The organism is Nocardiopsis sp. JB363 (genome assembly GCF_900143625.1).
Taxonomy (GTDB): Bacteria; Actinomycetota; Actinomycetes; order Streptosporangiales; family Streptosporangiaceae; genus Nocardiopsis.
The window spans coordinates 23266-36497 of the sequence record NZ_FRFF01000147.1; the positions used below are offsets into that span (position 1 = coordinate 23266).

The 13232-nt window shown below is 72.3% G+C and carries 3 protein-coding genes; all 3 read right to left on the reverse strand.

Annotated elements, in window-relative coordinates:
- Window positions 1-84: 84 nt before the first annotated feature.
- Window positions 85-4128 carry an amino acid adenylation domain-containing protein gene (locus BQ8420_RS23690; protein WP_087101377.1) on the reverse strand — a complete coding sequence of 1348 codons (4044 nt, stop codon included), beginning with the start codon at window positions 4126-4128 and terminating at the stop codon, window positions 85-87.
- Between the two features lie 61 nt (window positions 4129-4189).
- Window positions 4190-7486 carry a non-ribosomal peptide synthetase gene (locus tag BQ8420_RS23695; RefSeq protein WP_087101378.1) on the reverse strand — a complete coding sequence of 1099 codons (3297 nt, stop codon included), beginning with the start codon at window positions 7484-7486 and terminating at the stop codon, window positions 4190-4192.
- The coding region (locus BQ8420_RS23700) for a non-ribosomal peptide synthetase (protein WP_143847513.1) at window positions 7483-13232 on the reverse strand (5750 nt) is incomplete at its 5' end. The genes BQ8420_RS23700 and BQ8420_RS23695, both read right to left, overlap by 4 nt.

Here is a 13232-nt window from a genome sequence, read left to right on the forward strand (position 1 = left end):
CGCGGTCGCGAGGGGACGAACCTTGGAACTTCCCTGAGGTTAGCCTTACCTTATATTAATCGTGTGCGCGGGGGCACCCTTGACTCAGGCGGGGTTCGTCCGGTCATCGCCCTCCTCTCCCCGCAGGGCGCGGTCCAGGACCGGGCCGATCACCGCGAGGGCGGCCGGCCCGGTCATGTCGTCGTGGTGGTGGTCCACGGGGGTGTCGATCACCTGCCCGTCGACGTGTTCCTTCCACAGCTCCGCGGTGATCCCCGATCCCGGGTCCCGCTGGGCGTCGGCGGAGAAGAAGTGCAGGTCACCGTCGAAGACCCGGTAACGGGACCGGTACATCACCTCGTTGGTGTACATCCGGGCGCGCACCACGCGTTCGATGGTGTCGGCGTCGAAGTCCGCCCACACGCCGCCGCTGTCGCTCATGAAATCCACGACGTCCTCGCGCCGGTAGGGCGGGGTGAGCCACGACGGCGGTTCACGTCGAGAACTGGAGAGCAGGAATTCCAGGGCCTCCTGTTCGGCCTCCTCCTCGGTCATCGCGCCACCCGCGCGCAGCACCGGTTCGGAGTCGGTGGGGTAGGTGTCCAGCATCCCCAGGAAGGCGACCCGCTCCCCCTCCGATTGCAGGAGGGTGGCCAGTCCGTGCGCGATCTGCCCGCCGAAGGACCAGCCCACCAGGTGGTAGGGGCCGTTGGGTTGGACGGTGCGGACCAGACGGGCGTAGTGCTCGACCAGTTCCTCCATGGTGGGCGGCAGGGCGTCCTCGCGCAGCCCGGGGAACTGGACACCGACGATGGGGCGTTCCCGGTCGACGTAGGGGGCCAGCCCCGCGTACGACCAGCTGAACCCGCTGGCCGGGTGGAAGCAGAACAGCGGACGTTCGCGTCCCCCCTCGCGCAGACGGAGCACGGGGGCGAGCAGGTCCTCCCGACGCGGGGACTCCAGGTAGTCGCGCAGGCGGGCGACGGTGGGCGCGGCGATGAGGTCACCGGCGCGCAGCCGCTGTCCGGTGCGCTTGCGAATCCGTCCGACCAGGCGCATGGCCAGGAGGGAGTGGCCGCCCAGGTCGAAGAAGTCGTCGTCCAGGGTGAGGGAGTCGACCTCCGTCCCCAGGACGACGGCGAAGTCGGCGAGCAGCTCCCGGTCGACGTCGTCGCGTGCCGGGCGACCCCCAGGGCCCGGGCCGGCGGTGGTGTGGGCGGGGGCGGGCAGCGCCGCCTGGTCGAGTTTGCCGTTGATGGTCAGTGGCAGCCGGTCCAGGACCACCAGGGCGGAGGGCACCATGGCGTCGGGCAGGGCGGCGCGCAGGTGGGTGCGCAGGCCGTCCGGGTCGATGGCGGTCCCCGCTCCGGGGACGAGGTAACCGACCAGTCGCTTGAGCCCGGGAGTGTCCTCGCGGACCGTGACGGCGGCCTGGGTGACGTCCGGGTGTTCCTCCAGGGCGGCGACGACCTCGGCGGGTTCGATGCGCACCCCGCGGATCTTGACCTGGTCGTCGGCGCGGCCCAGGTAGTCGATGAGCCCGTGTTCGTCCCAACGCACCAGGTCACCGGTGCGGTACATGCGTGATCCGGGCGGCCCGTAGGGGTCGGCGACGAAACGTTCGGCGGTCAGGTCGCGGCGTCCGGTGTAACCGCGGGCCAGTCCCACTCCGCTCACGTAGAGCTCGCCGGGCACCCCCGGGGCGACCGGGCGCAGGGAGGTGTCCAGGACGTGGACGTCGGTGTTGGAGATGGGTCGGCCCACGGTCGGGGTGGCGCTGTCCCCTGTGCCGCCGCCGAGTGTGTTGATGGTGTACTCGGTGGGCCCGTAGAGGTTGTAGCCGAGCACGTCGTCGGCCTCGCGCAGGGTGTCCCACACGGTGCCGCCGACCGCCTCACCACCGAGCAGGACCAGGGGCGGCCGGTGCGCGGACGCTTCGGCGTCGGCTCCGTCGTCCCCGCCGTCGAAGAGGCCGTCCTCGATGAGCTGACCGCAGTAGGAGGGGGTCACGTTGACGACGTCGATCGCCTGGGTGGCGCAGTAGGAGACCAGGGCGGCGGAGTCTCGACGCAGTTCCTCGTCCATGAGGTGGACCTCGTGGCCGTCGATCAGCCACAGCAGTTCCTCCCAGGACATGTCGAAGGAGAACGACACGGTGTGCGCCACCCGCATCACGCGTCCGCCTTGGGCCGCCACCACCGGGTCGAAGATCTCCGCCCGGTGGTTGACCAGCATGTTCACCAGACCGTGGTAGGGGATCTCCACCCCCTTGGGCCGACCGGTGGAGCCGGAGGTGAAGATGACGTAGGCCAGGTGGTCCCGTCGGTGCGCGCGCCGTCGCACGGCCGCGGTCGGGTCCACCTCGGCCAGGGCGTCGAGGGTGTCGGGGTCGTCGAGGAACAGGCGCCGGCCGCCACCCCGCGCGGGCAGGTGCGCGGCCGCCTCGGCGGTGGTGACGGTGACCAGCGGGTCGGAGTCGTCGAGCATGTGGCCCAGCCGCGCCGCCGGGTGCTCCAGGTCGAGCGGTACGTAGGCGGCGCCGAGTTTGAGGACGGCGAAGAGGGTCACCACCCAGTCCGCGGAGCGGTACAGGGCGATGGCGACCCGGATCTCCGGCCCCGCTCCCAGGTCGGCCAGCACGCGAGCCAGCCGTTCGGCGCGCTCGTCGAGTTCGGCGAAGGTGAGGCTCTCGTCCCGCGTGACCAGGGCGACGCGATCGGGGGCGTGCCGCACCGACTCCTCGAACATCCCCGCCAGGGTGGTGTCCGGTAGGTCCAGGCGCTTTCCCTCCCCCAGAGCCAAGGCGGCGTCGACGGTGCGCGCGTCCAGGGGGTCGAGGTCGGCGACCGGGGCGTCGGGCAGGGCGGCGATCTGTTCGAGCAGACGCACGACCCGGTCGAACAATTCCCGGGCGGTGTCGGTGGCCACCACGTCCGTGCGATAGGCCAGGCTGAGGCGAAGCTCGTCACCGGGTTGGGCGACGAAGGTGAGCGGGTAGTGGGTGGCGTCGTTTCCGGTGACCGACTCCAGTCCGGTGAGCTCGCGTACCCGCTGGTAGCGGTCGTCGTCGCGGGGGATGTTGCGCTGTACGTACAGCGAGTCGAACAGGCGTTGGGTCCCGATCGCGCCCTGGATGTCGGCGAGGCCGACGTGGTGGTGCGCCAACAGGTCGGCTTGTTCTCCCTGGAGACGCAGCAGCAGCTCGCGGACGGACTCGGCCGGGTCCACCCTGACCCGGATCGGCACGGTGTTGAAGAAGACGCCGACGATCGAGTCCACTCCGTCGATCTCGGGGGGCCTGCCGGCCACGGTGCTACCGAAGACGATGTCGTTCCCGCCGGTGTGGGAGCGCAGGACCAGGCCCCAGGCGGCGAGGAAGAGCGTGTTGGGGGTGACCCCGACCTCCCTGGCCAACGCGGTGAGCCGTTCCACCAGATCGGGGGCGACCACGCCGTCGATGGTGCGCGGCATGATCGTGGTGTCCCCGGAGTCGGTGACCGAGACGAGGGTGCCCTCCTCCACCCCCTCCAGGGCCGAACGCCAGGCGTCGATGGAACGGCGATGGTCCTGGCGGGACAACCAGACGAGGTAGTCGCGGTAGGGGCGGGGCTCGGGCAGGGCCGAGTCGTCCCCGCCGCGCAGGTACAGGTCCATGAGTTCGGCGTTGTAGAGCTCGCCCGACCAGCCGTCCATGACGATGTGGTGGAAGGTGAGGACGAGGACGTCCCGTTCGTCGGGCAGGTGGACCAGGACGTGCCGGATCAGGGGCGGGCGGGACAGGTCGAAGCGGCGTTCACGCTGGCCGACCCGGATCCGGTCCAGTCGCCGGCGGGCCTCGGTGGCGGGAAGGTCGGACAGGTCGGTCTCGTGCCAGGCCACCGGAACCTCGCGTGGGATGAACTGGACGGGACGTTCGACGCCCTCGTGCATGAACCCGGCGCGTAGGGCGGGGTGGCGGCGCAGCATGGCTCCTGCGGCGGCGCGCAGTGCCGTGGCGTCCACGCGGCGGGTGAACTCGAAGACGTTCTGGACGGTGTAGACGTCCAGGTGCTGTTCGTCCTTGACGGAGTGGAACAGCAGACCCTCTTGGAGGGTGGCGAGCGGAAGCACGTCCTGGATGTCGCCGGGGCCTTCGGCGCTGGCGTTCATGGGTGTGGTCCTCTTCGGTTCGGTGACGGGCTCGGGCACGAGGGGGCTGGGTCGGGTGGATTCAGTCGTCGGGGTTCCAGAGGCGCTGGAGTCGGTCCATCTCCCCCGCGTCCAGCAGGTCCGCGAACTCGTCTCCGGGCGGTGGTCCGGGTTCGGCGGGTTCGGGCGCGGTGGGGTCGGGCGCGGTCTCGGCGAACGCGGCGAGGCGTTCGGGGGTACGCCGGTCGAACACGTCCCGGACCCCGAACCCCAGTCCGGCCGCGCGGGCCCGGCCGACCAGTCGGATGGAGGTGACGCTGTCCCCGCCCAGGGCGAAGAAGTCGGCGTCGGCGGGCACCTCGTCGGTGGTGAGGCCGAGGAGGTCGGCGATGGCGGAGCAGAGGACTCGTTCGGCCTCCGTGCCCGGGGCACGGCCCGAGGCGGTGGCCGGTGCGACGGAGGGCGCGGGCAACGCGCCTCGGTCGACCTTGCCGTTGACGCTCAGGGGCAGGCCGTCCAGGAAGGTGATGCCGGCGGGGACCAGCGCCGCGGGCAGGGTCGTGGCGAGCCGGGAGCGCAGGTCGTCCGGGTCCGGTGCCGCACCGGGCGCGGGGACGACGTGACCGGCGAGGAACATGGTCCCGGTGGGGCCGGTGTGCACGGTGACGGCGGCGTCGGCGACCCCCGGCAGGACCCGCAGGACCGCTTCGGCCTCCGCCGGTTCGACGCGTACGCCGTTGATCTTGACCTGGTCGTCGGAGCGCCCGAGGTAGACCAGGGCGCCGTCGGGCAGCCGACGGACCAGGTCCCCGGTCCGGTACAGGCGGGCCCCCGCGCGGCCGGTGGGGTCGGCGACGAAACGGCCGGCGGTGAGGTCGGGACGGCCGACGTAGCCACGGGCGAGCTGGACGCCGCCGAGGTAGAGCTCGCCGATCGCGCCGGGCGGCACCGGGCGCAGCACGTGATCGAGGACGTGGAGGGTGGTGTTGTGGACCGGGTGCCCGATGGGGACCGTGCCCGCGTCCCCGTCTCGGGCGTCGCCGGACGCCGGGTGGGAGGTGACGTCGATGGCGGCCTCCGTGGGGCCGTAGAGGTTCTCCAGGCGGGTGTGGGGCAGGGCGGTGGCGAAAGCGGTGGCCGAGTCTCGGGTGAGGGCCTCCCCGCTGGCGATGACCAGGCGAAGGGCGGGCAGGGGGCCGGTGAGGTCGTCGACGAACAGGCGCAGCATCGCCGGAACGAAGTGGCAGACGCTCACCCCCTCCCGTTCGAAGAGTTCACGCAGGTGGGCGGGGTCCCGGTGACCGTCCGGTCGGACGGTGACGATGGCGGCGCCGGCGGCCAAGGGCCACAGGAACTCCCACACGGACACGTCGAAACCGACCGGGGTCTTGAGCGCGACCCGGTCCCTCGGGGTCAGCCGGTGGGTGTCCTGGGTCCAGGCGACGCGGTTGGCGATGGCACGGTGCGTCACCCCGACCCCCTTGGGCCTGCCGGTGGAGCCGGAGGTGAACAGGGTGTAGGCCAACTGCTCGGGGTGGGGTTCCGCCCACGGCAGCGGATCCAGCTCCGCCAGTCGGGCGATGGTGCCGGGGGCGTCCAGCTCGACCCGCGCCACGTCCTCGGGCAGGTCGGCGAGGGCGTCGCGCCACGCGGAGGTGGTGAGCACGGCGACGGCTCCGGCGCGTTCGGCCATGTCGGCCAGGCGCGCGGGCGGATGGTCCAGGTCCAACGGTAGGTAGACGCCCCCGCTCCGGAGCACCGCGAGCACGGCGGTGATCAGCGCGGAGCCACGTGGCAGCGCGACCGCGACCGTGCCCTCCGCCACCGCGCCGTGTTCGGTGAGCAGGTGGGCCAGGCGGGCGGCTTCGGCGTGCAGCTCACGGTAGGTGAGAACGCCGTCCTCGGTGATCGCGGCGGGGTGGTCGGGGTGGACGTGCTCGGCCTCGGCCAGCAGGGCGTTGACCGTGTCGTGCCGGGCGGGGCGCTCGGTGTCGTTGTGTCGTGCGATCCGACGGTGCTGCTCGGCGGTGAGCGGGTCCAGGGCGTGCACGGGGCGCAGGGGGGTGTCGCACACCTGGTCGAGCAGGTGGGTGAACAGGTCCAGGAACGAGCGGGCCGTGGTGGCGGGGACCGATGGCAGATGGTCCAGGCGCAGCAGGGTGTCGCGTTCGGGGCCCTCGTCGGGCAGGACCGTGAGCACGGCCGGGTAGTGCGTGGCGTCGCGCACCTGGACCCGGCCCGGACGCGGGCCCCTGTGATCGGTGCCGTCGGCGACCTCGTCCAGGGGGTAGTTCTCGACCACCAGGAGGGTGTCGAAGAGGGTGCCGTGCCCGGCGGCGCGCTGGATGTCGGCCAGACCGGTCCACTGGTGGTCGAGCGTGTCGGCCTGTTCCAGGCGGACCCGGGTGAGGAGGTCGGCGAGGGGTTCGGCGGGGTCGAGGGTCACCCGCACGGGGAGGGTGTTGGTGAACAGGCCGACGGCGTCCCGGGCGTCGGGGAGTTCCGGTGGCCGGCCGGAGACGGGTTGGCCGAAGACGACGTCATCGCGGCCGGTGTGGACGGACAGGGTCAGCGCCCACAGGACCTGGAGGACGGTATTGGTGGTGACCCCGGTGTCGGCGGCGAGGGTGCGCAGCCGGTCGCTGCCGGCGGCGCCCAGGGAGGTCTCGACGCGTTCGGGCTCCGATGCCGGGGTGCGGGTCGGGGCGAGCAGGGTGGGTTCGGCGAGCCCGTCCAACGCCGCCGCCCAGGCCTTACGCGCCGCCTCCTGGTCGCGGCCCTCCAGCCAGGCCAGGTGGTCCCGGTAGCGCGGGGCCCGGGGCAGGGCTTCGGTGTTCCCATCCGCCACGTACAGCCGGAGGAGGTCGCGGGTCAAGATGGGCAGCGACCAACCGTCCAGCAGCACGTGGTGCGCGGTGATCACCAGCACGGTGCGGTCGGGATCGGTCGTCAGGGCGTGGAAGCGGATGAGCGGGGGCGCTCCCAGATCGAACCCGCGCCCGAACTCGCCTTCCACCACTCGTTCCTCGGCGGCCGCCGGGTCGAGGTCGGCGGTCAGGTCGCTGTGCGCCCAGTCCAGGTCGGTGTCGGCGGGAACGAACTGGACCGGCTGGTCGAGTTCCTCGTACAGGAAACCGGCCCGCAGGTTGGGGTGGCGCCGCAGCAGGGCGGTGGCGGCCCGGCGCAGGCGTTCGGGGTCGGTGGCGCCCAGGAGTTCGAGCCGAAGCTGAATTCCGTAGGAGTCGGTGGTCCCCTCGGCCAGGGCGTGGTGGAAAAGCAGCCCCTCTTGTAGGGGACCGAGCGGCAGCACGTCGGCGATCCCGCCCGAGGGCGGTGTCTGTTCGCGTGCGGTACGGGTGGGGTCGGTGTGCGGGGTCAACGCCGCTTCCTCCACATCGATTCGAGCTGGTCCAGCTGGCCCGGGGCCAGTGAGATCAGGGGTTCGTCCGGGACGAGGTCCGGTGCGGGATCCGGCACCCGGGGCGTCGCGGGTTCGGCGACGGCTGCGAGGTCGGCGACCATGGGGTTGCGGAAGACCTGGCGTCCGGTGAGGACCCAGCCGGCCTTGCGGGCATCGCCGACCAGGCGCAGGGTGAGGACGCTGTCGCCGCCCAGGGCGAAGAAGTCCTCGTCCGCGCCGACCTCGTCCAGGCCCAGGACCTCGGCGTAGACGGCGCACAGGGCGCGTTCGGCTTCGGTGGCGGGGGCCCGCCCCACCTCGCGTCCGGCGGCGGTCTCGGTCGGGTCGGGCAGCGCCTTGCGGTCGACCTTGCCGTTGGCGGTGAGCGGCCATGCGTCCAGGGTGACGAAGGCGCTGGGGATCATGTAGCCGGGCAGGTCGGCGGAGAGCCCCGCTCGCAGGTCGGCCGCGTCCACCGACGCGCCGCTTCCGTCCGTGGTGAGGTAGGCGACGAGTCGGTGGTGTCCGTCGTCGCCCTCATGGGCGGTGACCACGGCCTGGGCGACTCCGTCGAGCCGGGCCAGAGCGGTCTCGATCTCGCCGAGTTCGATCCGAAAACCGCGGATCTTGACCTGGAAGTCGGCGCGACCCAGGAAGTCCAGGGTGCCGTCCTCACGCCAACGGGCCAGGTCACCGGCCCGATACATGCGCGCGCCCGGGACATGGGCGTAGGGGTCGGCGACGAAACGCTCGGCGGTCAGACCGAAACGCCCGTGGTAGCCCACACCCACGCCCTCCCCGGAGATGTACAGGTCACCGGCGACCCCCGGCGGCACGACTCGTAGGTGGTCGTCCAGCACGTAGACGCGGGTGTTGGCCATGGGGCGGCCGATGGAGACGGGCTCCCCGGCGTGGACGGGGTCCGTGGTGGACCAGATGGTGGTCTCGGTGGGCCCGTACACGTTGGTGACCTGTCGCGCGTGGGCGGCCAGGTCGTCGGCGAGCGCCTGGGGCAGCGCCTCGCCACCGACCAGGACGCGCAGGTCGTGCAGGACCTCGGGCTTGGTCTCCAGCAGCATCCGCCACAGGGTGGGGGTGGCCTGCATGACGTCGACGTGGTCCCGTTCGAGCAGGTCTACCAGGGCCACCCCGTCTCGGACGGTGTCCTTGTCGGCCAGCACCACGGTCGCGCCGAACAGCAACGGCAGGTACAACTCCAGGGCGGAGATGTCGAAGCCGACCGTGGTCACCGCCAACCACCGCTCCCCCCGCGACAGCGGGAAACGACGCCCCATGTCGGTCAGGAAGTTGGCCAGGTTACGGTGATCGATCACCACACCCTTGGGCCGCCCCGTCGAACCCGACGTGTACAACACGTACGCCACCGCGCCGGGGACCCGGGCCGGTGACCTCGGGGTTTCCGCCCCCGTCGGGGCCGGGTGGTCCCCGTCCAGGTCCAGGACGGGGGTGGTGACACCGGCGGGGGCCCGCACTCCCCCACCGGTGAGCAACAGGGCCGTGCCCGAGTCCTCCAGCATGTACGCCAGACGATCGGCCGGGAACTCCGGATCCAACGGCAGGTACACACCGCCCACCCGCTGCACGGCCAGCAGCGCGGCGAGCATGTCGGCCGAGCGCGGCAGGGCCACGCCCACCGTCCGTCCGGGGCCGACCCCGTGGGCGTGCAGCAGGGCGGCGATCCGTTCGGTCCCGCGGTGCAGGTCGGCGTAGGTGTGGGCCCCGGAGCCGTCTTCGACCGCGGTCGCCTCGGGGGTGCGCTCGGCCCACTCCCGGAGGGCGTCGCAGGGCACCGGTGCGGTGATGGGGGTCTCGGTGTGGTTGAAGCCCTCCAGGATCCGGTCCCCTTCGGTCGCGCCGAGCACGTCCAACTCGCCCAGCGCCAGGTCGGGGTCGGCCGCGACGCGGTCCAGCAGGTGCACGAGCCGGGCGGCGATCAGCTCGGCCGTGCCGGTGTCGAACAGGTCCGAGGAGTGGTTGAGCGCCAGGCGGGTGCCCCTCTCGGGATCCTCGACGTAGGCGAACTCCAGGTCGAACCTGGCCGTGTCCAGCGGAGTCTCGACCAGCTGGGTGGTCGAGTCGAAGAGGCGGTCCGTGCCCCGGGGCCGACGCTGGTAGGACACCATCGTCTGGAAGAGCGGGTGGCGGCTGACCGAACGTTGCGGGCGCAGTGCCTCCACGACCGTGTCGAAGGGGGCGTCGGCGTTGGCGAAACCGGCCAGGTCCACCTCGCGTACCCGGGCCAGGAGTTCGGCGAAGGTGGGCCGTCCGGACAGGTCCAGGCGCAGTACGAGGGTGTTGAGGAAGAACCCGACCGTGTCCTGGAGACCCTCGTCGGCGCGGTCGGCGACCGGACTGCCCAGGGGGATGTCCTCGCCCGCGCCGAGTCGGTGCAGGAGGGTGGCGACGGCGGCCTGGACCACCATGAACACCGTGACTCCGTGCGCGACGGCCAACTCGGTCAGGGCCGAGTGGAGTTCGGTGTCGACCGGAACCTGGACCAGCCCGCCGGTGTGCGAGGGAAGGGCCGGTCGGGGTCGGTCGGTGGGCAGGACGAGCTCGTCGGGGAGCCCCGCCAGGCTGTGACGCCAGTGGACGAGCCGGCCCCCGAGCGGGCTGTCGGGGTCGTCGGCCGCACCCAGCCAGTCCAGACGAGCGGCGGCGTAGTCGGCGTACTGGAGCGGCAACGGCGCCCAGTCGGGGGCCCGGCCCCGGGCGCGGGCACGGTAGGCGGTGTCCAGGTCCCGAAGGAGAGGCCCGAAGGACCACTCGTCGGCGACGAGGTGGTGCAGGACCACCAGGATGACGCAGCCCTCGCCGATCTCGGGGCCGGTGAGCAGGCGTACACGCAGGGGCGGGCGTTCGGCCAGGTCGAAGGGTTGGGCGGTGATACGGGCGAGCTCGGCGTCCAGGGGGCCGGACAGGGCGCGGGCGGCCACGTCGACGGTGTCGGCCGGCAGCGGGTGGGGCACCGGAACGCCCGTGTCGGCGGGGTCGGTGCGGATGGCGGTGCGCAGGACCTCGTGGCGCCCGACCAGGTCCATGACGGCGGCCGGCAGGATGTCCGGGTCCAAGGGATCGTCGACGCGCACCGCGAGGGGCACGTTGTAGGCGCCGCCGGATTCGTGGACCCGGTCGATGAGCCAGAGCCGGTGCTGGGCGTGGGACAGCCGCCGGGGTTCGTCTGCGGGCCGGGGGGTGACGGCCGGCCGGGCGTGGCCGGTGTGTTCGGTGCGCCGGGCCAGGGCGGCGGCGGTGGGCGCCTCGAAGAGGTCGCGAACGCCCACGTCCGCACCGAGCAGGGTGCGGGTCCGGGCCACCACCCGGGTGGCGAGCAGCGAGTGGCCGCCCAGGGCGAAGAAGTCCTCGTCGGGGCCGACCCGGTCACGGCCCAGGACGTCGGCGAACACCCCGCACAGGATCTCCTCGCGGGCGGTGGTGGGTGCGCGCCCGTGGTCGTCCGCGCCGGTGATGGTGCCCGGGTCGGGCAGGGCCTTGCGGTCCACCTTGCCGTTGGCGGTGAGCGGGAGGGTGTCGAGCAGGACGACCGCACCGGGCACCATGTAGTCCGGCAACAGCCGGGCCATGTGCGCTCGCAGGGCCTCCGGTGAGGTCCGCGCCGGGGCCCCGGGGGTGGGGACGACGTGGGCGGCGAGCCGAACGTGGCCGGCTTCGTCTCCGCGAGCGGTCACGACCGCCTCGGCGACGCCGGGAGCGGACAGCAGTGCGGATTCGATCTCGCCGAGTTCGATCCGAAAACCGCGGATCTTGACCTGGAAGTCGGCGCGACCCAGGAAGTCCAGGGTGCCGTCCTCACGCCAACGGGCCAGGTCACCGGTCCGATACATGCGCGTGCCCGAAGCGGTCGCGAACGGGTCGGCGACGAAACGCTCGGCGGTCAGACCGAAACGCCCGTGATAGCCCACACCCACGCCCTCCCCGGCGATGTACAGGTCACCGGCGACCCCGACCGGAGCGGGGCGAAGGGCGGTGTCCAGCACGTAGACGCGGGTGTTGGCCATAGGGCGGCCGATGGAGACGGGGCCGTCGGTGGTCAGGGGCACGGTGGTGGACCAGATGGTGGTCTCGGTGGGCCCGTAGACGTTGTGGGCGCCCGCGGAGCCTTGGGCCAACCTCACGGCCAAGGGCTCGGGGACCGCCTCACCGCCGACCAGGACCCGCATCCCCGACAGCACGGCGGCGTCGTGTTCGAGGAGCGACCGCCACAGGGAGGGGGTCGCCTGCATGATCGTTGCGCCCGAACGCGCGGCCAGGTCGGTGAGCAGCCGTGGGTCTCGGACGGTGTCCTTGTCGGCCAGCACCACGGTCGCGCCGAACAGCAACGGCAGGTACAACTCCAGGGCGGAGATGTCGAAGCCGACCGTGGTCACCGCCAACCACCGCTCCCCCCGCGACAGCGGGAAACGACGCCCCATGTCGGTCAGGAAGTTGGCCAGGTTACGGTGATCGATCACCACACCCTTGGGCCGCCCCGTCGAACCCGACGTGTACAACACGTACGCCACCGCGCCGGGGATCGGTTCCTGGAAGTGGACGGCACCGATGCCGGTGGGTTCGTCCTCCCGGCCGACTTCGTCCAGGTCCAGGAGGGGGATGGTGACACCGGCGGGGGCCTGCACTCCCCCACCGGTGAGCAACAGGGCCGCGCCCGAGTCCTCCAGCATGTACGCCAGACGATCGGCCGGGAACTCCGGATCCAACGACAGGTAGGCGGCACCGACCCGCTGCACTGCGAGCAAGGACGCCACCAGGTCCACCGAACGAGGCAGGGCCACGCCCACCGTCTGTCCGGGGCGGACCCCGCGCACGTACAGCAGAGCGGCGATGTCGGAGACCCAGGAGTCGAGCGCGGCGTAGGTGTGCTCGCCCTCGGCGTCGACCACCGCGGGGGTGCCGGGTGCCCAGGTCGCCCAGTCGGTGAGGGCGTCGCAGGGCCGCCGCGCGGTGATCGGGGTGTCGGTGCGGTTGAATCCGTCCAGGACTCGTTCGTGTTCGCTCGGGGTGAGGGTGGCGATCGCGGCCACGGGGGCGTCGGGGTGTTCGGCGATCTGGGTGAGGACGGTGCGCAGCCGGTCGAGGAGAGCGGTGGCCCGGCGGGTGTCCACGGCGTCGGGTCGGTGGCACAGTCGCAGGTCCAGGGTGCGGCCCGGGAACACGTTGAGCGAGACCGGGTAGTGGGTGGCGTCCTCGACCTGGACGTCGGTCAGGCGCGCCCCGGCGTGGTCGGTGTCGGCCAGGGCGTCCCGTCCGGGGAAGTTCTCGAAGACCAGGAGTGTGTCGAACAGCGGCGCGTGCCCGGCCAGTTCCTGGACGCGGGTCAGGGAGGCGTGGTGGTGTTCGGCCAGGGCCGCCTGGCGGCGCTGGAGGTCGATGAGCAGATCGCTCAGGGTGGTCCCCGGGCGCATGCGCAGCCGCACCGGAACGGTGTTGATGAACAGGCCCAGGGCGGTATCGGCGCCGGGCAGGTCGGTGGGCCGTCCGGAAACGGTGGCGCCGAAGACGACGTCGTCCCGGCCGGTGGCCGGACCCAGGACCAGGGCCCAGGCGGCCTGGACAAGGGTGTTGGTGGTGACGCCGAGGGCTCGCGCGGTGGCCGCCGCCCGGGTGGTCTCCTGCGGGGTGAGGCTCGCGTGCAGGATCCGCTGGGCGTCGCCGCCGTGGGCGGAGGCGTCGGGGGCCAGGAGGG